Origin of the sequence: Pseudomonas sp. URMO17WK12:I12, assembly GCF_000514395.1 — a bacterium.
Lineage (GTDB): Bacteria > Pseudomonadota > Gammaproteobacteria > Pseudomonadales > Pseudomonadaceae > Aquipseudomonas > Aquipseudomonas mucoides.
This window is the reverse complement of the sequence record NZ_AZVV01000012.1, coordinates 219291-239982: the sequence shown is the minus strand read 5'-3', so window position 1 is coordinate 239982 and position 20692 is coordinate 219291. Positions and strand designations below refer to the sequence as shown.

General features: G+C 59.4%; 24 protein-coding genes and 1 pseudogene. 18 read left to right on the top strand and 7 right to left on the bottom strand.

The window, feature by feature from the left end; all coding sequences use genetic code 11:
• Positions 1-24 precede the first annotated feature (24 nt).
• Both D882_RS0118345 and D882_RS0118340 read left to right on the top strand, forming a co-directional pair.
• Positions 25-501, top strand: coding sequence for a PAS domain-containing protein (locus tag D882_RS0118345; protein ID WP_027924569.1), 477 nt, complete (start codon positions 25-27; stop codon positions 499-501).
• Between the two features lie 54 nt (positions 502-555).
• Positions 556-1161: a hypothetical protein gene (locus D882_RS0118340; RefSeq protein ID WP_027924568.1), complete on the top strand. Its 606-nt coding sequence runs from the start codon at positions 556-558 to the stop codon at positions 1159-1161.
• 3 nt (positions 1162-1164) lie between these two features.
• On the opposite strand, the gene D882_RS0118335 is transcribed toward D882_RS0118340, so the two are convergent.
• Positions 1165-2163: a MerR family transcriptional regulator gene (locus D882_RS0118335; protein WP_032833574.1), complete on the bottom strand. Its 999-nt coding sequence runs from the start codon at positions 2161-2163 to the stop codon at positions 1165-1167.
• A 173-nt stretch (positions 2164-2336) separates the two neighbouring features.
• On the opposite strand from D882_RS0118335, the gene D882_RS0118330 reads away from it, so the two are divergent.
• The 11 genes from D882_RS0118330 (at position 2337) to D882_RS0118280 (ending at position 10889) form a co-directional block, all read left to right on the top strand.
• On the top strand, positions 2337-2906 hold the full coding sequence (locus tag D882_RS0118330) for an antibiotic biosynthesis monooxygenase (RefSeq protein ID WP_027924566.1): 570 nt from the start codon (positions 2337-2339) through the stop codon (positions 2904-2906).
• Positions 2907-2977: 71 nt separating this feature from the next.
• A complete protein-coding gene (folM, locus tag D882_RS0118325; protein WP_027924565.1) occupies positions 2978-3688 on the top strand; it encodes a dihydromonapterin reductase in 711 nt (236 codons plus the stop codon).
• Positions 3689-3709: 21 nt separating this feature from the next.
• Positions 3710-4288: a GTP cyclohydrolase I FolE gene (gene folE, locus D882_RS0118320; protein ID WP_027924564.1), complete on the top strand. Its 579-nt coding sequence runs from the start codon at positions 3710-3712 to the stop codon at positions 4286-4288.
• Entirely contained in the window at positions 4288-4659 is a 372-nt protein-coding gene (folX, locus tag D882_RS0118315) for a dihydroneopterin triphosphate 2'-epimerase (RefSeq protein WP_027924563.1), read from the top strand. The genes folE and folX overlap by 1 nt, the downstream gene beginning before the upstream one ends.
• Positions 4660-4756: 97 nt before the next feature.
• A complete protein-coding gene (locus D882_RS0118310) occupies positions 4757-5053 on the top strand; it encodes a DUF1244 domain-containing protein (protein WP_007944633.1) in 297 nt (98 codons plus the stop codon).
• Positions 5046-5384, top strand: a complete 339-nt coding sequence (locus tag D882_RS0118305; RefSeq protein ID WP_027924562.1) for a HopJ type III effector protein — start codon at positions 5046-5048, stop codon at positions 5382-5384. The genes D882_RS0118310 and D882_RS0118305 overlap by 8 nt, the downstream gene beginning before the upstream one ends.
• Positions 5385-5505: 121 nt before the next feature.
• Entirely contained in the window at positions 5506-6756 is a 1251-nt protein-coding gene (locus D882_RS0118300) for an aspartate aminotransferase family protein (RefSeq protein ID WP_027924561.1), read from the top strand.
• A 128-nt stretch (positions 6757-6884) separates the two neighbouring features.
• Complete coding sequence (locus tag D882_RS0118295; protein ID WP_027924560.1) at positions 6885-7859, top strand: amino acid ABC transporter permease; 975 nt, start codon at positions 6885-6887, stop codon at positions 7857-7859.
• Positions 7860-7865: 6 nt separating this feature from the next.
• Positions 7866-8657 carry an amino acid ABC transporter ATP-binding protein gene (locus tag D882_RS0118290; protein ID WP_081743971.1) on the top strand — a complete coding sequence of 264 codons (792 nt, stop codon included), beginning with the start codon at positions 7866-7868 and terminating at the stop codon, positions 8655-8657.
• A gap of 47 nt (positions 8658-8704) precedes the next feature.
• Positions 8705-9538, top strand: coding sequence for a transporter substrate-binding domain-containing protein (locus tag D882_RS0118285; protein WP_027924558.1), 834 nt, complete (start codon positions 8705-8707; stop codon positions 9536-9538).
• 67 nt (positions 9539-9605) lie between these two features.
• Entirely contained in the window at positions 9606-10889 is a 1284-nt protein-coding gene (locus tag D882_RS0118280) for an FAD-binding oxidoreductase (RefSeq protein ID WP_027924557.1), read from the top strand.
• Positions 10890-11075: 186 nt separating this feature from the next.
• On the opposite strand, the pseudogene D882_RS1000000132125 reads toward D882_RS0118280, so the two are convergent.
• The 3 genes and pseudogenes from D882_RS1000000132125 to trxB all read right to left on the bottom strand — a co-directional run.
• Positions 11076-11249, bottom strand: a pseudogene (locus D882_RS1000000132125) (transposase); the annotation flags it as partial.
• Entirely contained in the window at positions 11228-11452 is a 225-nt protein-coding gene (locus D882_RS1000000133585; RefSeq protein WP_050590210.1) for a hypothetical protein, read from the bottom strand. The gene D882_RS1000000133585 and the pseudogene D882_RS1000000132125, both read right to left, overlap by 22 nt.
• Before the next feature lie 42 nt (positions 11453-11494).
• On the bottom strand, positions 11495-12457 hold the full coding sequence (gene trxB / locus D882_RS0118270; RefSeq protein ID WP_027924556.1) for a thioredoxin-disulfide reductase: 963 nt from the start codon (positions 12455-12457) through the stop codon (positions 11495-11497).
• 313 nt (positions 12458-12770) lie between these two features.
• Here trxB and cysZ point away from each other — a divergent pair, with 313 nt between their 5' ends.
• Positions 12771-13523 carry a sulfate transporter CysZ gene (gene cysZ / locus D882_RS0118265; protein ID WP_027924555.1) on the top strand — a complete coding sequence of 251 codons (753 nt, stop codon included), beginning with the start codon at positions 12771-12773 and terminating at the stop codon, positions 13521-13523.
• A 40-nt stretch (positions 13524-13563) separates the two neighbouring features.
• Positions 13564-14763, top strand: coding sequence for a glycosyltransferase family 1 protein (locus tag D882_RS0118260; RefSeq protein WP_027924554.1), 1200 nt, complete (start codon positions 13564-13566; stop codon positions 14761-14763).
• A gap of 116 nt (positions 14764-14879) precedes the next feature.
• Here the strand turns inward: D882_RS0118260 and D882_RS0118255 are convergent, their stop codons facing one another.
• The 3 genes from D882_RS0118255 to D882_RS0118245 form a co-directional block, all read right to left on the bottom strand.
• On the bottom strand, positions 14880-15983 hold the full coding sequence (locus D882_RS0118255; RefSeq protein ID WP_027924553.1) for an NADH:flavin oxidoreductase: 1104 nt from the start codon (positions 15981-15983) through the stop codon (positions 14880-14882).
• A 158-nt stretch (positions 15984-16141) separates the two neighbouring features.
• Complete coding sequence (locus D882_RS0118250; protein WP_027924552.1) at positions 16142-16624, bottom strand: glutathione peroxidase; 483 nt, start codon at positions 16622-16624, stop codon at positions 16142-16144.
• A 122-nt stretch (positions 16625-16746) separates the two neighbouring features.
• Positions 16747-17232 (bottom strand): peptidylprolyl isomerase, encoded by a 486-nt coding sequence (locus D882_RS0118245; protein ID WP_027924551.1) that lies wholly within the window; start codon positions 17230-17232, stop codon positions 16747-16749.
• On the opposite strand from D882_RS0118245, the gene D882_RS1000000132115 reads away from it, so the two are divergent.
• Genes D882_RS1000000132115 through D882_RS0118235 form a run of 3 tightly spaced genes read left to right on the top strand, consistent with a single transcriptional unit; the run spans position 17201 to position 20605 of the window.
• Complete coding sequence (locus D882_RS1000000132115; RefSeq protein WP_081743972.1) at positions 17201-17539, top strand: DUF3565 domain-containing protein; 339 nt, start codon at positions 17201-17203, stop codon at positions 17537-17539. The two genes, D882_RS0118245 and D882_RS1000000132115, sit on opposite strands and share 32 nt — an antisense overlap.
• Before the next feature lie 60 nt (positions 17540-17599).
• Positions 17600-19699, top strand: coding sequence for a phosphate acetyltransferase (gene pta, locus D882_RS0118240; protein WP_027924550.1), 2100 nt, complete (start codon positions 17600-17602; stop codon positions 19697-19699).
• Positions 19700-20605, top strand: a complete 906-nt coding sequence (locus D882_RS0118235; protein ID WP_027924549.1) for an acyltransferase — start codon at positions 19700-19702, stop codon at positions 20603-20605.
• Positions 20606-20692 lie beyond the last annotated feature (87 nt).

Below are 20692 nucleotides of genomic sequence, written 5' to 3'. Positions count from 1 at the left end.
CCTCAAACCGGAAAGGACTCTCCGATGATCAATGCTCAACTGCTGCAAATGGTGATCAACGCTTCCAACGACGGCATCGTGATCGCCGAAAAGGAAGGCGAGCAGGACAAGATCCTGATTTACGTCAACCCGGCGTTCGAACGACTGACGGGTTACACCAGCGAAGAAATCCTCTATCAGGATTGTCGTTTCTTGCAGTCGGGCGACCGGGATCAGGAAGCGCTTCCAACCATACGCGACGCATTGAACAAGAAAGGATCCTGCCGGGAAATCCTCAGGAACTACCGCAAGGACGGCACGCCTTTCTGGAATGAACTCTCGCTATCGACAGTGAAAGACCCGAACGACGGGCAGACTTATTTCGTCGGTGTGCAGAAGGACGTCACGACGCAAGTCAAAGCACAGCAGCGCGTGGCGCAACTGGAATCACAGTTGGCCGAGGCGCTCGCCGAACTATCTGCGCTGAAAGCGACGAACGGCGCAAACAAAACTGCGAATTAAGTGTCATTAACTACAATCACCAATGACTTTGTAACTATACCTTTCGAGCAAGCCATGCAGCGCGACGCACTCCTCACTCAGGATGAGCTGGATTTCATCCAGACCATGCAACACAACCCGCAGCTCAATGTGCGGGATGCGACGTCGAGCCTGCTCGTCAACGGTGGTTCGCAGATACGTGATTTGCTCACGCGCCTCGCCGCTCATGAGCAAGTCACCATCCAGGCCAATTTCGAAAACCAGCAAATGACCTTCCCCCTCCACCTGGTGGAAGACGAGTTTCATGCGCTGCATTTGCGTCTGGGTGTGCCAAGCATTTACGAAGACGGGCCAATGGTCCGTCCTTGGCGCTTGGTCCTGGAAGAACCGGTGGCGCTGGAAAACGCCAAAGGCCAGCCAGGCACGATGTATGTGCATGAAGTATCGTGCAAAGGGGTTTTGCTGGAAGTCCGCAACAAGACCAAGCCACCCAAGCATTTTGCCTTGTGGTTCAGCCCGTCCGGCTATGAACGGATTGCATTGCGCGGCAGCTTTGAGCGTGAAACCGAACAGGGCTTTTACGCCTACGAGTTGAGCCAGTCTGACAAGGACGAAACCGAACGTCTGCGCCAGTACATCCTTCAGCAACATCGCCTGACACACCCCGCCCTACATATCTGAATCTCAGGTATCCAGATTTCCCGCCAGGAACTGTTTCAGACGCTGGCGCATCACCGTCCCCTCATTCCCCAGACAACCGATCGATGACCCGGCCAGGCTTTCCTGAGCCAGTTCCGACGTGTCGCCGGCGAGCAACAATCGACAATCCAGGCTCATGGCCAGGCGATTTAGCCGCCGGGGCAATTCTGCGGTCGGCGCGTGATTGGACACCAACACCAACGCCTGGGGTTTGACCCGCTCACAGATCAGGGTCAACTCGTCGAAGGGCTGACCAATCGCCAGCACCTGAATCGCCGAATCGACACTGCTCAAGTACAGCGCGGTGATCAGGACTTCCAGCTCACGGGCCTGGTCGGCCAATGCACAGACGATGATTCGACGTGGCTGCATGACACGCACCAGCAGCAGCCTTTGCAACACGCGAGAACGTAGAAAGCCGTCCAGAAAAAGCCACTTGCTGGTCAGGCCGAAGGCTTCATGGTGGTGCAGCAATTGCTTCCAGAGCGGCAGCAAAATGTCCTCGAACACCACTGAGAGCGGGTAGCTGGAGAAGATCTGCCCATAAACCTGCTCCAACTGCAACTCGTCAAAGGCCTTCACCGCGGCCAGGACTTGTTCCTGCCATTGGGTGTAGTCAGCCTGAACGAGTTCGTTGGGAATGATCTGCGCCAGCGCCTTGAGCGGTTCGATCTTGGCGAGGATCTTGCCAACCTTGCTGACTGCGACGCCGCGCTCGACCCAGTCGAGAATGCTACGAACGCGCTCGATATCGGCCATCGAGTACAAGCGATGCCCACTTTCGGTGCGCAAAGGCTGGATCAGACCATAACGCCGCTCCCAGGCACGCAGCGTAACCGGGTTGATCCCCGTCAGACGCGCTACCTCTCGAATTGGAAATAGCTCTTCCTGCTCAATGGAAAGCTTCACCTGCGCGGTAGTAGATGTATCGTCAGTCAGTACCGGCATCAGAAAATCGACATCCCTGGTCAAATTGGATCCCATTTAACCCTCCCCCTCCCGGACTTTTCAAGGCATTTATTAACGACAAACAATGTTGGGGGCTTGGCCATAATCAGGAATAATCCTTGCTTGTCTCAAGTCGCAGCCCACCACCCCGGTGCTGTGCCTGGCGAAACGCCCACCCGGTGTACCGCAAACGTTCACGGAGATACATGATGTCTACCTCACCCGTCACCCTGATGGTTGCGCGCCGCGTGGCCGAAGGGCGCTATCAAGACCTGATGGCCTGGTTGCGCGAAGGCGAGCAACTGGCCACCGATTTTCCCGGTTATCTGGGCTCTGGCGTGCTCGCTCCGCCGCCCGACGATGACGAATTCCAGATTATTTTCCGCTTTGCCGATGAGCAGACCATGCACGCCTGGGAACACTCTGCGTCGCGCACAGCCTGGCTGGCACGCGGCAGTGACCTGTTTGCCCACAAGACGGAACATCGCGTCAGCGGGATCGAGGGCTGGTTCGGCGCGGTCGGTCAGCGCCCGCCCCGCTGGAAACAGGCGGTAGCGATCTGGCTGGCGTTCTTTCCAGTGTCCCTGTTGTTCAACTTTATCCTGGGGCCTTTGCTGAACGAAGTGAGCCTGCTGCCACGGGTGCTTGTCAGCACGCTGTGCCTGACGCCGTTGATGGTCTACTTCTTCATTCCGTTGTCGACCCGCCTGCTGGCCAACTGGCTGAATAGCACACCGGCACGGCCATTGACTGTCCAGCCTTCCACACAGAACCGCTAAGCCGTCACCAACATAGGTACACGCCTCCCGTCGCTGGTATAGTTTTGCTCTTACCGCGACGCGAGCCGTTCATGACCTCTTCCGCAGCCCCAATCCTCATCACCGGTGCCGGCCAGCGTGTCGGCCTGCACTGTGCGCAGCGTTTGATCAAAGACGGCCAACGGGTGATCTTCAGCTACCGCAGCGAACGCCCGGGCGTCCAGGCATTGCGCGATCTGGGCGCTCTCGCTGTGTTTGCCGACTTTTCCACTGAAGCAGGGATCCTGGCGTTCATCAGCGAGCTGAAAACCCACACTGACAGCCTGCGGGCGATTGTCCATAACGCCTCCGAATGGCTGAGCGAAACACCGGACAACGACGCCGCTGCCTTCACCCGCATGTTCAGCGTGCACATGCTTGCGCCTTACCTGATCAACCTGCACTGTGCCGACTTGCTGCAACGCTCGCACCCGGCGGACATTGTGCACATCAGCGATGACGTGACCCGCAAGGGCAGCAGCCGGCACATCGGCTACTGCGCCAGCAAAGCCGGGCTCGACAGCCTGACCCTGTCCTTCGCCGCGAAATATGCGCCGACAATCAAGGTCAACGGTATCGCGCCCGCCCTGCTAATGTTCAACCCCGAGGACGACGCGGCTTACCGCGCCAAGGCACTGGCCAAGTCCGCGCTGGGCATCGAACCTGGCAGCGAAGTGATCTACCAGAGCCTGCGCTACTTGCTCGACAACCCTTATGTCACCGGCACCACCCTGACCGTCAATGGCGGAAGGCACCTCAAATAAGATGCCCCGCGAGGATGTTCCATGACGCTGATCCTGCCCCAGAACGCACTGTCCCAAAGCTACCGCGAGATCCTCATCGGTCTTGGTGAAAACCCGGATCGCGAAGGCCTGATCGACACCCCGGTGCGCGCAGCCAAAGCCATGCAGTACCTCTGCCATGGTTACGAACAAAGTGTTGAAGAGATCGTCAATGGTGCGCTGTTCGCCTCTGACAACGATGAAATGGTCATCGTCGACAACATCGAGCTGTACTCGCTCTGCGAACATCACCTGCTGCCCTTCATCGGCAAGGCCCATGTGGCTTATATTCCAACGGGCAAGGTGCTGGGCCTGTCGAAAATTGCGCGACTGGTGGACATGTTCGCCCGGCGCCTGCAAATCCAGGAAAACCTCACCCGGCAAATTGCCGATGCGGTGCAACAGGTGACCGGCGCGGCAGGCGTCGCGGTGGTCATCGAAGCCAAACACATGTGCATGATGATGCGCGGTGTCGAGAAACAGAATTCAACCATGAACACCTCGGTGATGCTCGGCGCCTTTCGCGAGTCGAGCAACACCCGCCAGGAGTTCCTGCAATTGATTGGACGGAGCACGTCGTAATGCCACAACTTCAACCAGGCATGGCACGCATCCGGGTCAAGGACCTGTGCCTGCGGACTTACATCGGAATCAACGAGGATGAAATCCTCAACAAGCAGGATGTGCTGATCAACCTGACCATCCTGTATGCGGCCCAGGAAGCAGTGCGCGACAACGACATCGATCACGCGCTGAACTACCGCACCATCACCAAGGCAATCATCGCCCACGTTGAAGGCAATCGCTTTGCCCTGCTGGAACGCCTGACCCAGGAAATCCTCGATCTGGTCATGGCCAACACGTCGGTGCTGTACGCCGAGGTTGAAGTCGATAAACCTCACGCCCTGCGATTCGCCGAATCGGTGTCGATTACGCTCGCGGCAAGCCGCTAAGCTTCAAGCTTCAAGCTTCAGGCGTTAAGCTACAAGCCACCGCAATCCATCTTGCAGCTTGAAGCTTGCCGCTTGAAGCTGCCTCGCAGAGGCCCCCATGACCGATCAACAACGCCTGGAACTTGAAGCCGCCGCCTTTCGCCGACTGGTAGCGCATCTGGACAGCCGCAAGGATGTGCAGAACATTGACCTGATGAACCTCTCCGGTTTCTGCCGCAACTGCCTGTCCAAGTGGTACAAGGCCGCCGCCGACGAACGCCAGATCGACGTCAGCCTCGATGACGCCCGCGAAGTGGTGTACGGCATGCCGTACGCCGAATGGAAAGCCCAATACCAGCAAGAAGCCAGCGCCGAACAACAAGCGGCGTTCGCCAAAGGAAAACCCAATGAGTGATTTGAACACCCTGCGCGCCAGCCTCAAGAGTGGCGAACACGCCTTTGCCGACACCCTGGCCTTCATCGCCGCCGGTTACGACTATCAGCCACAGGCCTTCAACAACGGTGGTGTGGAAAACGCAGCCGGTCAGAACGAAGGTTCGTGCAAAACCCTGGGTCTGGCGCTGCTGGAGGGCTTGAGCGATGAAGAAGCGCTGCTGGCGTTTGGCGAGCATTACCGCTCGGTGGTGGCAACGCCTGAAGGCAGCGACCACGGCAATATCCGCGCGCTGATTGCTCATGGGCTGGCTGGTGTGAAGTTCACTCAGCAACCGCTCACTCGCCGCTGATTCACGCCTGACTGCACATCCCGACTTTTAAGATTGACCCGGCCACTTTATTTCGTTTGCCCCAAACCGCTGCTCACGGCTTAGATAAAAAGAAGCATCCCTTCTTCAGAGTCGGTCATCCATGAGCAGCGAATCCATCAGCCGGTCGATCAACATCGTTCATCCTGTCACGCTCAGCCACGGCAAAAATGCCGAGGTCTGGGACACCGATGGCAAACGCTACATCGACTTCGTCGGTGGCATCGGCGTACTGAATCTCGGCCATTGCCACCCGCGCATCGTCGAGGCCATTCGCGAACAAGCCACCCGCCTGACCCACTACGCGTTCAACGCCGCCCCGCATGTGCCCTACCTCGAACTGATGGAGCGTCTGAGCGCGTTCATTCCGGTGGATTACCCGGTCAGCGGCATGCTCACCAACAGCGGCGCGGAAGCAGCGGAAAACGCCCTGAAGATCGTCCGTGGCGCCACCGGGCGCACCGCCGTGATCGCCTTCGACGGCGCCTTCCACGGCCGCACCCTCGCCACCCTCAACCTCAATGGCAAGGTCGCCCCCTACAAACAGAAAGTCGGCGTGCTGCCCGGTCCGGTGTTTCACTTGCCCTACCCGAGCAAGGACAACGGCGTGACCTGCGCCGAAGCGCTGAAGGCCATGGACCGACTGTTCAGCGTCGAAATCGATGTTGAAGACGTGGCCTGCTTCATCGTTGAACCGGTGCAGGGTGAAGCAGGCTTCCTCGCGATGGACGTGGAGTTCGCCCAAGCGCTGCGCACGTTCTGCGATGAAAAGAACATCCTGCTGATCGCCGATGAAATCCAGTCCGGCTTCGGCCGCACTGGCGAGCGTTTTGCGTTTTCGCGGCTGGGCATTGAGCCAGACCTGATCCTGCTGGGCAAAAGCATTGCCGGCGGCGTGCCGCTGGGCGCGGTGGTCGGGCGCAAGGCATTGCTCGACACGTTGCCCAAGGGCGGTCTGGGCGGCACTTACTCGGGCAATCCCATCGCCTGCGCTGCCGGGTTGGCGACGCTGGATGAAATGACGGATACCAACCTGCAAGCCTGGGGCGCGCAGCAGGAAGAAGCGATCGTCAGCCGATATCAAGCCTGGCGCGCCAGCAAACTTTCACCGTATCTGGGGCGCTTGACCGGTATTGGCGCGATGCGCGGCATCGAGTTGGCCCATGCCGACGGCACACCGGCGCCGGCCCAGTTGACGCAATTGCTGGCGTTGGCACGAGAGGCAGGCTTGCTGCTGATGCCCAGCGGCAAGTCGCGCCACATCATCCGCCTGCTGGCACCGCTGACCACCGAAGCCTCCGTGCTCGAGGAAGGGCTGGACATCCTTGAGGCCTGCCTCGCGAAACTGTCCTGACAGCAAAATGAGCTCAGGGACTGACATAGCGAATTATGGTCGCTTGTTGTCCCTGAATTCGCGTCGCAATACTGACCAAAACCCCCTTTACCTAGCGAGATCGTCACCACCTACAAACCGAGGCAGTCATGTATCACGACAATATAATTTATAAGAAAAAGTCTAACGATCCTCAATTCCTGCTCGGCGTAGCCGTGGTGCTGTTTCTTGGCTCCTACCTGATGAACCTGGGTAACAGCGCCCTCAGTCATTTTCTGCAACCGCTGCTGGGCAATGCCCCGGACAGCCTGACCGCTCGCAACATTGCCATTGGCCTGGGCATCGCTGCACTGGGCACGCTGAACTTCCATGTGCTCGGGCGGTTGAAGTTCAAGGTACAAACCACGGTGGTGTGGGTCGAGTTGCTGATTCTGTTTCTGGCGTTCTTCGACACCTTCGACCTCTCCTACAGTTTCATTCTCGACAAGGTCGGTTTCCTCATCATCCAGGGCGCCGCCACCACCTTGTACATCTCTGCCGTGGCCATTGTGATCGCGTTTGTACTGGCGTTGATCGGCGCGGTGGCGAAGCTGTCGAACAACGGCCTGGCCAATGCGCTCGCGTCGTTCTACACCTCGTTCTTTCGTGGCGTACCGCTGCTGATTCAGATCTACCTGATTTACCTGGGTCTGCCGCAACTCGGCTATGTGGTTGACGCCGTGCCGGCCGGCATTCTGGCGCTGTCGCTGTGCTACGGCGCCTACATGACCGAAATTTTCCGTGCCGGTATCCAGAGCATTCCGGTCGGTCAGTGGGAAGCGTCACGAGCGCTGAACATCAGCCCGTTCAAAACCCTCAGCCGCGTGATCATGCCCCAGGCCTTGCGGGTGATCATTCCACCGACCGGCAATCAATTCATCGCCATGCTCAAGGACAGTTCGCTGGTGTCGGTGATCGGTGTCTGGGAACTGATGTACCTGGCCAAGACCCAGGGCCGTGCAGACTTCCGCCACCTGGAGATGCTGATTACTGCGGCAATGATTTACTGGGCGCTGTCGTTCATTCTCGAACGGGTGCAGGCGCGGATCGAAAAACGGGTCAACCGTTCCACGGCAAGGGGCTGATACGTGATGACTCGAACCAATACCGCTGAACAGCTTCACCTGGCTGCGACTGTAAATCCCGGTCCTTCAATGATTTCGATCACCGGCCTGAACAAGTGGTACGGCAATTTTCACGCCTTGCGCGATGTTGACCTGACAGTCGCCACTGGCGAAATCCTGGTGGTGTGCGGACCGTCGGGTTCGGGCAAGTCGACAATGATCCGCTGCATCAACCACCTGGAAAATTTCCAGAAAGGCCACATCCAGGTCAATGGCATCACCCTCACCAGCGAAGCGGAAAGTGTCAGCGCCGTGCGCAGCGAAATCGGCATGGTGTTTCAGAGCTTCAACCTGTTCCCGCACTTGAGTGTGATGGACAACCTGACCCTGGCCCCGCAACTGGTGCAAGGCGTGTCGTCTGCCGAGGCGAAAAAACGCGCACAGCTTTACCTCGAACGCGTGCGCATTGCCGAACACGCGCACAAATATCCGTCGCAACTGTCCGGCGGTCAGCAGCAACGCGTGGCCATTGCGCGGGCGCTGTGCATGAATCCCAAAGTGATGCTGTTTGACGAACCGACCTCCGCACTGGACCCGGAAATGGTCCATGAAGTGCTGGACGTCATGAGCGAACTGGCCACCGACGGCATGACCATGATCTGTGTGACCCACGAGATGGGCTTCGCCAGCAAAGTCGCGGACCGTGTGTTGTTCATGGACCAGGGCCAGGTCATCGAACAAGCCACCCCGGCCGAGTTTTTCAACAACCCGCAGACCGAACGCGCGCAGAAATTCCTGTCGCAAATCATCGGTCACTGAGAAGCGCTTTACCCCCCGCATAACAATAACGAAAAGTGGAGATGGACATGCTCAGTAGAAAACGCGCAATCACCCTCGCAGCCTCCCTGTCACTGTTGTTTGTCGGCGTCGCCAATGCCGGCGCCGTGCTGGACAAGATCCAGAGCAGCAAGACGATGACCGTCGCCACCTCGGCGACCTGGCCACCGCAGGGGTTTATCAATGACAAAAACGAAATCGACGGTTTTGACATTGATGTTTCCAAAGAGATCGCCAAGCGTCTCGGCGTCGAGGCCAAATTCATCACACCCGACTGGGACGTGATTACCGCAGGCAAGTGGAATGGCCGCTGGGACGTGTCTGTGGGCTCGATGACGGCGACCAAAAGTCGTGCGCGGATTCTCGATTTCCCGGGCACCTATTACTACGTTCCCTATGTGTTTGCAGTGCACAACAAATCCACGGTCACCGACCACAAAGCCCTCAATGGCAAAACCATCGGCGTCGAAGGCGGCACCACGTCCGAGGATTATTTCAGCCAGGCGCTGGCCATCGAAACCACCGACGTGCCGCCCGTTGTCTACGACGTCAAAACCGAGAAAATGAAGACTTACTCCGGCTCCGTCGGCCCACTCGACGACCTGCGCCTGGGCGACGGTACCCGACTGGATGCGATCCTCACGCAACGCAGCACGCTGGATGCCGCCGTCAAGAAGGGTTATCCGTTGCGCGCCGTCGACAACGGTGTGGTGTTTTACGAACCGTTGGCCGTTGCCACCGACAAGGGTGACCCGGAGTTGAAGGCCAAGCTGGGTGAAATCATCGGCGAAATGCACAAGGACGGCACGCTGACCAAGCTGTCGGACAAGTGGTACGGCGTCGACTACTCGACCATCAAGTAAACGCCCCCCTTTCTGTGGGAGCAAGCAGGCTCACTCCCACAGAGAACCGACTCTTCAAGGATTGACCATGTCCTTCCCCAACACCTGGTATTCCCGGACCTCGCTGCCCCGCCCAGCCAGGTCTGAATTGAACACGGACGAAACCTGCGACGTGTGCATCATCGGTGCCGGCATCGCCGGCCTCACGGCGGCCCTTGAGCTGACCCGCCGCGGCAAGCGCGTGATCATCCTCGAAGCCCATCAGGTCGCTTGGGGCGCGTCTGGACGCAATGGCGGCGTGGTCTCGCCGGGCTGGGCGGAAGGGTCTGGCGCGATTCGCAAGAAACTTGGGCTGGAACACGCCAGGGCGCTGTTCCAGATGTCGGTCGAAGGCGTGGAGATTGTCCGCCGCAACATCGCTGAATTGGCCCTGAGCGGTTGCACGCCGTCCGCCGGCACGATTCGGGTCAAGCGCTACGACGACGGTGCCGGCGTGAAAAGCCACATTGACGCCATGCGCCGCGATTTCGGGTATGAACTCAACTTTCTCGACACCGCGCAAATCCGCGAACGGGCACACACGTTGCGCTATTTCCAGGGTGTCGAAGACCCGAACGCCATGCATTTCCACCCGCTCAATTATTGCCTGGGCCTGGCCCTGGCCATCGAAACGGCTGGAAGCAGGATTTTCGAGCAATCGAAGATGCTCGCCTGGCACCGTGAAGGCAGCGACAACATCATCAAGACCGGGCATGGCACCGTGTGCTGCAAGGACCTGGTGTTCTGCGCCGGCGGTTATGGCGGCGCCGAGTTGCAAAAGCTCAGCCGCGCGTACCTGCCCATCGCCACCTATGTGGTGTTAACCGAACACCTGGGCGACTCGATCAAAAACGTCCTCGATTCCGGCGCGGCTTTTTCCGATGACCGCCGCGCGTCTGACTACTACCGCATCGTCGAAGGCGACCGCCTCCTCTGGGGTGGACGGATCACGACCCGCAACGAACAGAACGAGCAAGCCCTGGCGGCGATGCTCAAGGCCGACATGGTGTCGGTCTACCCGCAACTGGCACCGGTAAAGATCGAATTGGCCTGGTCCGGTCTGATGGGGTACTCCACCAATAAAATGCCCAACCTGGGGTTATTGGAACCGGGTGTTTGGGCCTGTACTTCATTTGGCGGTCACGGTCTGAATACCGGCTCGATTGGTGGGCGGGTGATTGCCGAGGCGGTGTGCGGGGAAACGAAGCGGTATGAGTTGTTCAAGCCTTACCTGCTGGACTGGAATGGCGGGCCGTTCGGGCGCGTGGCCGCCAATGCGATCTATCAATCGCTGAAAGTGATGGATTTCGTTCAGGAGCGGCTCAAAGGCTGAAGGTCTGACGCCCCGCCTGTGGGAGCGAACTTGCTTGCGATGACATCGATCATTCAACATTGATGTCGACTGAAACACCGCTATCGCGAGCAGGCTCACTCCTACAGTTTCTTCAGCGCGCCTGGCCCTGCTTCATACTGCGTAGGGTGAGCGGCTATCGCCCAGGCGATACGCGCTAGTTTATTGGATCCCCAGCAGGTTGGCCTTGCCACCCGTGCTGTACTGCCTGGGCACCAAGCCAACGGACGCAGCAGAATCGCGACTGCATCGGTACTGCTGACCATCGCCCATCTCCACAGCCAATAGGCTGGCGGTGATCGGCCCGACACACGGCAAGTTCAGCAAACGACTACCCAGCTCGGCAGGTTGCCGAAAAAATGCATCACCTGCGGTCGTGAGAACTTTTTGCGAAACACCTCACGACCCGACTTATCCTGGCCGTGAAGGTGGAAACTGTGTTTACCGAGATCGATACCGATCAGCGCTGACTCGCTCATGATGATGGCCTGCGAAAACAAAACACCCTGCGAAAGCGTAGCCCTCGCAGGGTGTGGGGTGACCATCTCATTAAACCGGCCGAGGCCGGTTTTTTCATTTCAACGATCTCAGAACGTGGCGTTCTGCAGGTCGTCCAGGTAACGCTCGGTGTCCAGTGCCGCCATGCAGCCGGCGCCGGCCGAGGTGATGGCCTGACGGTAAACGTGGTCAGCCACGTCACCGGCGGCAAAGATACCTTCAACGCTGGTCGCTGTGGCGTTGCCTTCACGGCCGCCCTGCACCACCAGGTAGCCGTCTTTCAACGTCAGCTGACCTTCGAACAACGAGGTGTTCGGGGTGTGGCCGATGGCGATGAACACGCCGTCGACTTTCAGCTCGTCGAAGCTGCCGTCGTTGTTCTTCAGGCGAGCACCGGTCACGCCCATGTTGTCGCCCAGGACTTCGTCCAGGTTCGAGTTCAGTTTCAGCTCGATTTTGCCTTCGGCAACCCGGGCATTGAGCTTGTCGATCAGGATCTTCTCGGCGCGGAAGGTTTCGCGACGGTGGATCAGGGTCACCTTGCTGGCGATGTTGGCCAGGTACAGCGCCTCTTCAACCGCGGTGTTGCCGCCGCCGACCACAGCCACTGGCTTGTTGCGGTAGAAGAAACCGTCGCAGGTCGCGCAGGCCGACACGCCTTTGCCCATGAATGCTTCTTCCGACGGCAGGCCCAGGTAACGAGCGCTGGCGCCGGTCGCGATGATCAGTGCGTCGCAGGTGTACTTCGCGCTGTCGCCGATCAGGGTGTACGGCTTGGAAGCAAAGTCCACGGCATTGATGTGATCGAAAACAATCTCGGTCTCAAAACGCTCGGCGTGCTCTTTCATGCGCTCCATCAACGCCGGGCCGGTCAAGCCGTGGACGTCGCCCGGCCAGTTGTCGACTTCGGTGGTGGTGGTCAGCTGACCGCCGGCTTGCATGCCGGTGATCAGCAGCGGCTTGAGGTTGGCACGGGCGGCATAGACCGCAGCGCTGTAACCGGCAGGGCCGGAACCGAGAATAATCACTCGCGAATGACGGACTTCAGACATGACCTGCTCCTGTTGACCGGCCCTGAACAACGGGCGCGGAACGCCGGGTTGCCGGCGGGAATAAAAAAGGACCGTGGTTGACCTTGGGGAAGGCTTGAGTACGACAGTCCTGCAAAAAGATTGGGTGCAGCGTATCGAGGGGGCGAAGATTAAGGAAATACGGTTTAACAATCCAGCTCATAGGCGGTCTCTATCCCACTGCGGCGACTATATAGGCGTCTTTGTTACAGTGAATGTCGATACCGCCGCCGCGCTTTCCCCCTTTCGGCAAAGCCGGTAAGGTCGGCGCGTTTCCCTCTGCCCGGAGCACGTTATGCCCGCACCCGTCCTGTCCGGACCGCAATACCTGCGTGAAGGCCTCAAGTTGGTCCTCAGCCCCAGCCTGCGTTTATTCGTGTTGTTGCCGCTGGCCATCAACCTGGTGCTGTTCGTCGGATTGATTTATCTGGCTGGCCATCAATTCAGTGTGTGGGTCGATACGCTGATGCCGACCCTGCCCGACTGGCTGAGTTTTCTCAGCTACATCCTCTGGCCAATTTTTGTGGTGCTGGTGGTGTTGATGGTGTTTTTCACCTTCACAATGCTCGCCAACGTCATCGCCGCGCCCTTCAACGGCTTCCTCGCGGAGAAAGTCGAAGTGGTGGTGCGCGGCACCGACGACTTCCCGTCCTTCAGTTGGGGCGAACTGATCGCCATGATTCCGCGCACCCTGTCCCGGGAGATGCGCAAACTCGGCTACTTCCTGCCTCGGGCGATCGGGCTGTTCATCCTGTCCTTCATCCCGGTGGTCAACATCATTGCCGCGCCGCTGTGGCTGTTGTTCGGGGTGTGGATGATGGCGATCCAGTACATCGACTACCCGGCAGACAACCACAAGCTGGGCTGGAACGAGATGCTCGCCTGGCTGCGGCAGAAGCGCTGGCAGAGCATGAGCTTCGGCGGCAGCGTGTATCTGGTGCTGTTGATCCCGGTGGTCAACATTCTGATGATGCCGGCCGCCGTGGCGGGCGCGACGTTGTTCTGGGTGCGTGAGCGCGGCGCGGAGAATCTGGTGGCCCAGCGCTGATCAGGTCATAAATCCATCATCAAAGCGCCACAATGACGACATGGCCTCAGCCCACACTGAGGTCATGACGACAGCTCTGCATATCACCCTGATCACTGAAACATTCCCTCCGGAAATCAACGGCGTGGCCAATACCCTTGGCCGTTTGTGCGACGGTTTGCGCGCGCGCGGGCATCAGGTGGAATTGGTCCGGCCACGCCAACTGTGTGATCTGCAGATGAGCAGTGACGATGATTTGCTGTTGTGCCGCGGCTGGCCGCTACCGGGCTATCCCGGCCTGCAATGGGGCCAGTCGTCGATGCACAAGTTGCTCAGGCGCTGGACCCGGCATCGCCCGGACGTGCTCTACATCGCCACTGAAGGGCCGCTGGGCTTGTCTGCATTGCGTGCGGCACGGCGGCTGGGGATTTCGGTGGTCAGCGGCTTTCACACCAACTTTCAGCAGTACTCCAACCAATACGGACTGGGGTTGCTGACGCGATTGCTGACTCACTACCTGCGCTGGTTCCACAACCGTTCGACCCTGACCCTGGTGCCGAGCCCCAGTCAGCGCATGGAGCTTGAGCGTCGCAGCTTCGAACGCCTGGCATTGCTCTCCCGGGGGGTCGACAGCCAATTGTTTCATCCGAGCAAAAGGCTGGCATCGCTGCGGGAACAATGGGGATTGGCCGAGAACGACATCGCGATCATTCATGTCGGGCGCTTGGCCCCGGAGAAAAACCTCGGCTTGCTCAAGCGCAGTTTCGACGCACTGAAGGCCACTTATCCCCAGCGCAACCTGCGTTTGATCGTGATCGGCGACGGCCCCCAACGAGCGACGCTGGAGCAGGAACTGCCCGAGGCGGTTTTCTGCGGTTCGAAACGCGGCGAAGCGTTGGCCAGTCACTACGCATCCGGTGACGTATTTTTGTTCCCAAGCATGACCGAAACGTTCGGCAATGTGGTGCTTGAGGCATTAGCGTCGGGATTGGGGGTGGTCGCTTACGATCAGGCGGCCGCCGCTCAACATATCCGTCATGGCTATAACGGCGTGCTGGCGATGCCGGGGGATGAAGAGGCGTTCTGTGATGCGGCAGTGTGGCTGCTGGAAGAGCGCGAGACCTTGCGCTGCGTGCGCCTGAATGCGCGACAGCATGCGAGCCGGCAGGGTTGGGCGGCGATTATCGAGCAGTTCGAGGGGCAGTTGCGGGGGGCTTGTGTGGGGGAGTTGGTGGTGCCGACTGCATCGACTGTCCCTTGATGGTTGGTGACATTGGGTCAGTCATCGCGAGCAGGCTCACTCCTACAGGGGTTCTGTGTCGTACTCAAAACCTGCGGGAGCGAGCCTGCTAGCGAAGAGGCCCTTCCAGACGCGACTTAAACCAACGTCATCAACGCCTCTCGGCTGAACGGCAGGATGTCTTCCTCTCGACCGTCTCGTACTTTTTGCGCCCAATCCGGATCAACCAGCAACGCACGCCCCACCGCCACCAGATCGAATTCGTCGTTGTTCAGACGCTCCAGCAGTTTCTCCAGGCTCGCCGGCTGGGCAATCTTGTCGGTGTTGACCATGAACTGCAGGAACTCGCCATCCAGGCCCACGCTGCCCACGGTGATAGTCGGTTTGCCCGTCAGTTTGCGGGTCCAGCCGGCCAGGTTCAGCTCGGAACCGTCGAATTCCGGCTCCCAGAAACGGCGCGTCGAGCAGTGAAAAATATCCACGCCAGCGTCGGACAACGGCTTGAGGAACTCGCCCAGCGCTTCCGGGGTTTGCACCAGACGCGCGGTGTAATCCTGCTGCTTCCATTGCGAGAAACGGAAGATGATCGGGAAACCTTCACCGACCGCGGCGCGCACCGCTTCAATCAGTTCGATAGCAAAACGTGAACGGTTGGCCAGATCGCCACCGTATTCGTCGGTGCGCTGGTTGCTGCCTTCCCAGAAGAACTGGTCGACCAGATAGCCGTGGGCACCGTGGATTTCCACGCCGTCCATGCCGATGCTCTGGGCATCCTTGGCGGCTTGGGCGAACGCGGCGATCACGTCCTGAATATCCTGTTTGGTCATGCCATGAACCACGACCTGACCGTCTTTCAGTTTTTCTGACGGGCCGTAACCCGGCACGTTCGCATCCGGTTCGGTGCCGATACGGCGCACGCTGCCGACATGCCACAGCTGTGGAACGATCTTGCCGCCTTCGGCATGCACCGCATCGACAACTTTCTTCCAGCCGGCCAGCGCCGCTTCACCGTAGAAATGCGGCACGTTCGGGTAGCCGTTCGACGCCTTGTGACCGACGGTGGTGCCTTCGGTGATGATCAAGCCGACGCCTGCGGCGGCGCGACGACGGTAGTACTCGATCACTTTGGAATTAGGCACGCCACCCGGCGAAAACGAACGGGTCATCGGCGCCATGACGACGCGGGTCGGCAGTTCGAGGGTGCCGAGGTGGAACGGTTTGAACAGGGCTTTAACGGGCATGGGGCACTCCACGAAAACGATATCGACGGGATGGAATTTTATGACGGCGATAATATGTGCAGTTCAAAGCCAAGCCCAGCACTATTGATCTGAGTGATTAAGGGACAAAAGGCAGGCATAAAAAATCGCAGCCCTAGGGCTGCGATTTTTTGGGGGGGTCAGCTCAGCGCTTTTTCAATCGCATGCACGATCGTCGGATCATCCGGCGCCGTACGCGGGGAAAACCGCGCCAGCACACGACCGTCCTTGCCCAGCAGGAATTTTTCGAAGTTCCAGGTAATGTCACCCGGGAATTCCGCGCCCTCGCCCGCCAGCAGGCGGTACAGCTGATGACGCTCATGACCGTTGACTTCCAGCTTGCTGGACAACGGAAAGGTCACGCCATAGTTGAGGCTGCAAAACTCCTGGATTTCCTGTTCGGAACCCGGCTCCTGCCCGGCAAACTGGTTGCAAGGCAAGCCGAGTACGCTGAAACCCTTACCTTTGTATTGCTGGTAGAGGTTTTCCAGCGCCGCGTACTGTGGGGTCAAGCCACATTTGGAGGCGACGTTGACCACCAGCACGACTTGCCCTTTGAAAGGCGCCAGCGGTAGCTCCTGTCCATCCAGGGCTGTCAACTTAAGGTCGTGAAAAGCACTCATGACGAACTCCAAATTCCCGTGTTCTTCTCGAAACAGCCACTTGGCAATGCCGCCAGGGACAGCCGCCGACTAAAAAGGCGCCCTCGGGCGCCTCTCCAGTTCTCTGAGCTTAGCGCAGAAAATCAGTGGTGATGGCCACCTTCGCCATGGACGTGACCATGAGCGACTTCTTCCTGGCTGGCGTCACGGATGTCGATGATCTTGACCTGGAAATTCAGGCGCTGACCGGCCAACGGGTGGTTGCCGTCGACGGTGACTTCGTCGCCGTCCAGATCGCGAATGGTGACGATCTGCATCTGGCCGTCCGGAGCGGAAGCGTGGAACTGCATACCTACTTCCAGCTCGTCGACGCCTTCGAACATGCTGCGGCTCAACGTGCTGACCAGTTCGGCAGCGTATTCGCCGTAGGCATCTTCAGGTTCAACGGCTACGGTCAGCTCGTCGCCGACAGCTTTGCCTTCCAGAGCCTTTTCCAGGCCCGGGATGATGTTACCTGCGCCTTGCAGGTAGACCAGCGGCGCGCCACCGGCGGAGCTGTCGATGACCTCACCAGCGTCGTTGGTCAGGGTATAGTCGATGGAGACAGCCTTATTGGCGGCGATCAGCATGGGGCGAGACCTTTTGCATAAGAATGAAGAAAGGCCAAGTTTAGCGAAGCCATCGCCCGAAAGCGAACACAACCCGGACGGAAGGTTGGCGACGCCAGGCGCAACGGTCACCGGTTTCCATCAGGATGAGGACGGGCATTGGGTGGCCGAGCTTTCCTGCGGCCATACTCAGCACCTGCGCCACCAGCCACCGTGGCAATCGCGTGCCTGGGTCCTGGATCCCGCGCAACGTATTGAAAAAATAGGCCAGCCCTTTGATTGCGGTTGGTGCGCACAAGGCCCGGTTAGCGATAACCTTGGCGACTGAATTTCGGTAGATCGTCAGGTATAAACGATCGCCTTTGCCATGCTCCCTTAGAGAATCCGCATGCAAACTTTTTTTATCGCACCCACCGATTTTGGTGTGGGTCTGACCTCCATCAGCCTCGGGCTGGTGCGCACCCTTGAGCGTGCCGGCCTCAAGGTCGGTTTTTTCAAACCGATTGCCCAGCCACACCCGGGCGACACCGGCCCGGAGCGATCCACCGAACTGGTGGCGCGCACCCACGGTTTACGGCCACCGCAGCCGCTCGGCCTGGCGCACGTCGAGCGCATGCTCGGTGATGGCCAGCTGGATGAGCTGCTCGAAGAAATCATCACCCTGTATCAGCAAGCCGCCGTCGGCAAGGACGTGCTGGTCGTGGAAGGCATGGTCCCGACCCGCAGCGCCAGTTACGCCGCGCGGGTCAATCTGCATTTGGCCAAGAGCCTGGATGCCGACGTGATTCTGGTCTCCGCGCCAGAAAGCGAAGCCCTGACCGAGCTCTCCGGCCGCGTGGAATTGCAGGCCCAATTGTTCGGCGGGCCGAAGGACCCGAAAGTACTCGGCGTGATCCTCAACAAGGTCAAGACCGACGAAAGCATGGACGTCTTCGCCACGCGCTTGAAGGAACACTCGCCGTTGCTGCGCAGCGGTGATTTCCGTTTGCTGGGCTGCATCCCGTTCCAGCCGGAATTGAATGCGCCGCGCACCCGCGACGTCGCCGACCTGATGGGCGCACAAATCCTCAATGCCGGCGATTATGAAACCCGGCGCATGACCAACATCATCATCTGCGCCCGCACCATGCGCAACACCGTGGAGCTGCTCAAGCCCGGCGTGCTGGTGGTGACGCCGGGTGATCGCGACGACATCATCCTCGCCGTCAGCCTCGCGGCCATGAACGGCGTGCCGCTGGCCGGCCTGCTGCTGACCAGCGACACCCTACCCGACCCGCGCATCATGGACCTTTGCCGTGGCGCCTTGCAGGCCGGTTTGCCGGTGCTGTCGGTGAGCACTGGCTCCTACGACACCGCGAACCAGTTGAACGGTTTGAACAAGGAAATCCCGATCGACGACCGCGAGCGTGCGGAGATCATCACCGACTTCGTCGCCAGCCATCTCGATGCCAACTGGCTGCACCAGCGCTGCGGTACCCCGCGTGAGATGCGCCTGTCGCCCGCCGTGTTCCGTTATCAATTGATCCAGCGTGCCCAGGCGGCGAACAAACGCATCGTGTTGCCAGAAGGCAGCGAGCCGTTGACCGTACAAGCCGCGGCGATCTGTCAGGCCCGTGGCATTGCCCGTTGCGTGTTGCTGGCGAAACCGGCGGACGTCGAAGCCGTCGCCCGCGCCCAAGGCATCGAGCTGCCGCCGGGGCTGGAAATTCTCGACCCGGACCTGATCCGCGAACGCTATGTCGAGCCGATGGTTGCCCTGCGCAAAAGCAAAAGCCTCAACGCGCCGATGGCCGAGCAGCAACTGGAAGACACTGTGGTGATCGGCACCATGATGCTGGCGCTGGATGAAGTCGATGGCCTCGTCTCCGGGGTCATTCACTCCACCGCCAACACCATCCGCCCGGCCCTGCAGCTGATTAAAACCGCGCCGGGCTGCACCTTGGTGTCGTCAGTGTTCTTCATGCTGTTCCCCGAAGAAGTGCTGGTCTACGGCGACTGCGTGATGAACCCGCACCCGAGCGCCAGCGAACTGGCCGAGATCGCCCTGCAAAGCGCCGACTCGGCGGCCGCGTTTGGCATCACTCCGCGCGTGGCGATGATCAGCTATTCCAGCGGAGAGTCCGCCAGTGGCGAAGAAGTCGAGAAGGTCCGCGAGGCGACGCTGCTCGCCCACGAACAGCAAAACTCGCTGCTGATCGACGGCCCGTTGCAGTACGACGCCGCCGCCAACGAAACCGTCGCCCGGCAACTGGCCCCCAACAGCCAGGTCGCCGGTCGCGCGACGGTGTTCGTGTTCCCCGACCTGAACACCGGCAACACCACCCACAAAGCCGTGCAGCGCAGCGCCGACTGCGTGAGTCTCGGGCCGATGCTGCAAGGCCTGCGCAAACCGGTGAACGACCTGCCGCGCGGTGCGCAAGTCGATGACATCGTCTACACCATCGCGTTGACCGCGATCCAGGCTGCCAACCGACCTATGGATGTTTAAATGCTGGATTCCCTGCCTGCCGCCATGCGCGGCGTGATTGCCTCGTTGTTGTTGGCCCTCAATACCATTCTGCTGTGCTCGTTTCTGTTCTGCGTGGCGATTTTCAAGGTGCTGCCGTTCGCCATCACCCAGCGTTTCACGCGCTGGCTGATGAGCCACACCCATGAAGCGTGGATCAGCAACAACAAGGCCTGGATGAACCTGGTCTGCCGCACCCGCTGGCACCTCAGTGGCCTGGAAAGCCTGGACTATCGGCACTCGTACCTGATCACCAGCAACCACCAGAGCTGGGTCGACATCATGGTGCTGCAATACGTGCTCAACCGTCGCATCCAGCCGCTGAAGTTTTTTCTCAAGCAGGAGCTGATCTGGGTGCCGGTGATTGGTCTGGCGTGGTGGACGCTGGGCTTTCCGTTCATGAAGCGCTATTCCAAGGCGTACCTGGAAAAGCACCCGGAGAAGAAAGGCAAAGACCTGGAAACCACCCGCAAGACCTGCGCGAAGTTTCGCAACAGCCCGGTGGGGATTTTCAACTTCGTCGAGGGCACGCGCTTCACCGAAGGCAAGCATGCCCAGCAGAAATCACCGTTCAAGTATTTGCTCAAACCCAAGGCCGGTGGCATTGCGTTTGTGCTGGATGCGATGGGCGAGCAGCTGGAGTCCATCGTCAACGTGACGATTCACTATCCGGGCGGCCGTCCGGGCTATTGGGATTTGCTCTGCGGGAATGTGAAGGACGTGGTCGTGCATTTTCAGGAGCTGAAGATACCGCCGCAGTTTATTGGCAAGAACTACGACCAGGATGGCGAGTATCGATTGCAGTTTCAGGGGTGGATCAACCAGCTGTGGCTGGATAAGGATGCGTTGCTGGGGCAGATGCACCGGGAGTATCCAGCCAAGTCTTGAGGCGCGCGTTCCGGCCTCATCGCGAGCTTGCTCGCGATGGCGATCTTAAGGACACAAAAAAACCCGCCGATGATCACTCATCGGCGG

Bases quoted from the DNA above. Each gene is read 5' to 3' on its own strand.
- D882_RS0118345 (WP_027924569.1), top strand. From the start codon at position 25: ATGATCAATGCTCAACTGCTGCAAATGGTGATCAACGCTTCCAACGAC.
- D882_RS0118340 (WP_027924568.1), top strand. From the start codon at position 556: ATGCAGCGCGACGCACTCCTCACTCAGGATGAGCTGGATTTCATCCAG.
- D882_RS0118335 (WP_032833574.1), bottom strand. From the start codon at position 2,163: ATGGGATCCAATTTGACCAGGGATGTCGATTTTCTGATGCCGGTACTG.
- D882_RS0118330 (WP_027924566.1), top strand. From the start codon at position 2,337: ATGTCTACCTCACCCGTCACCCTGATGGTTGCGCGCCGCGTGGCCGAA.
- folM (WP_027924565.1), top strand. From the start codon at position 2,978: ATGACCTCTTCCGCAGCCCCAATCCTCATCACCGGTGCCGGCCAGCGT.
- folE (WP_027924564.1), top strand. From the start codon at position 3,710: ATGACGCTGATCCTGCCCCAGAACGCACTGTCCCAAAGCTACCGCGAG.
- folX (WP_027924563.1), top strand. From the start codon at position 4,288: ATGCCACAACTTCAACCAGGCATGGCACGCATCCGGGTCAAGGACCTG.
- D882_RS0118310 (WP_007944633.1), top strand. From the start codon at position 4,757: ATGACCGATCAACAACGCCTGGAACTTGAAGCCGCCGCCTTTCGCCGA.
- D882_RS0118305 (WP_027924562.1), top strand. From the start codon at position 5,046: ATGAGTGATTTGAACACCCTGCGCGCCAGCCTCAAGAGTGGCGAACAC.
- D882_RS0118300 (WP_027924561.1), top strand. From the start codon at position 5,506: ATGAGCAGCGAATCCATCAGCCGGTCGATCAACATCGTTCATCCTGTC.
- D882_RS0118295 (WP_027924560.1), top strand. From the start codon at position 6,885: ATGTATCACGACAATATAATTTATAAGAAAAAGTCTAACGATCCTCAA.
- D882_RS0118290 (WP_081743971.1), top strand. From the start codon at position 7,866: ATGACTCGAACCAATACCGCTGAACAGCTTCACCTGGCTGCGACTGTA.
- D882_RS0118285 (WP_027924558.1), top strand. From the start codon at position 8,705: ATGCTCAGTAGAAAACGCGCAATCACCCTCGCAGCCTCCCTGTCACTG.
- D882_RS0118280 (WP_027924557.1), top strand. From the start codon at position 9,606: ATGTCCTTCCCCAACACCTGGTATTCCCGGACCTCGCTGCCCCGCCCA.
- D882_RS1000000133585 (WP_050590210.1), bottom strand. From the start codon at position 11,452: ATGGTCACCCCACACCCTGCGAGGGCTACGCTTTCGCAGGGTGTTTTG.
- trxB (WP_027924556.1), bottom strand. From the start codon at position 12,457: ATGTCTGAAGTCCGTCATTCGCGAGTGATTATTCTCGGTTCCGGCCCT.
- cysZ (WP_027924555.1), top strand. From the start codon at position 12,771: ATGCCCGCACCCGTCCTGTCCGGACCGCAATACCTGCGTGAAGGCCTC.
- D882_RS0118260 (WP_027924554.1), top strand. From the start codon at position 13,564: ATGGCCTCAGCCCACACTGAGGTCATGACGACAGCTCTGCATATCACC.
- D882_RS0118255 (WP_027924553.1), bottom strand. From the start codon at position 15,983: ATGCCCGTTAAAGCCCTGTTCAAACCGTTCCACCTCGGCACCCTCGAA.
- D882_RS0118250 (WP_027924552.1), bottom strand. From the start codon at position 16,624: ATGAGTGCTTTTCACGACCTTAAGTTGACAGCCCTGGATGGACAGGAG.
- D882_RS1000000132115 (WP_081743972.1), top strand. From the start codon at position 17,201: ATGGAGACAGCCTTATTGGCGGCGATCAGCATGGGGCGAGACCTTTTG.
- D882_RS0118245 (WP_027924551.1), bottom strand. From the start codon at position 17,232: ATGCTGATCGCCGCCAATAAGGCTGTCTCCATCGACTATACCCTGACC.
- pta (WP_027924550.1), top strand. From the start codon at position 17,600: ATGCAAACTTTTTTTATCGCACCCACCGATTTTGGTGTGGGTCTGACC.
- D882_RS0118235 (WP_027924549.1), top strand. From the start codon at position 19,700: ATGCTGGATTCCCTGCCTGCCGCCATGCGCGGCGTGATTGCCTCGTTG.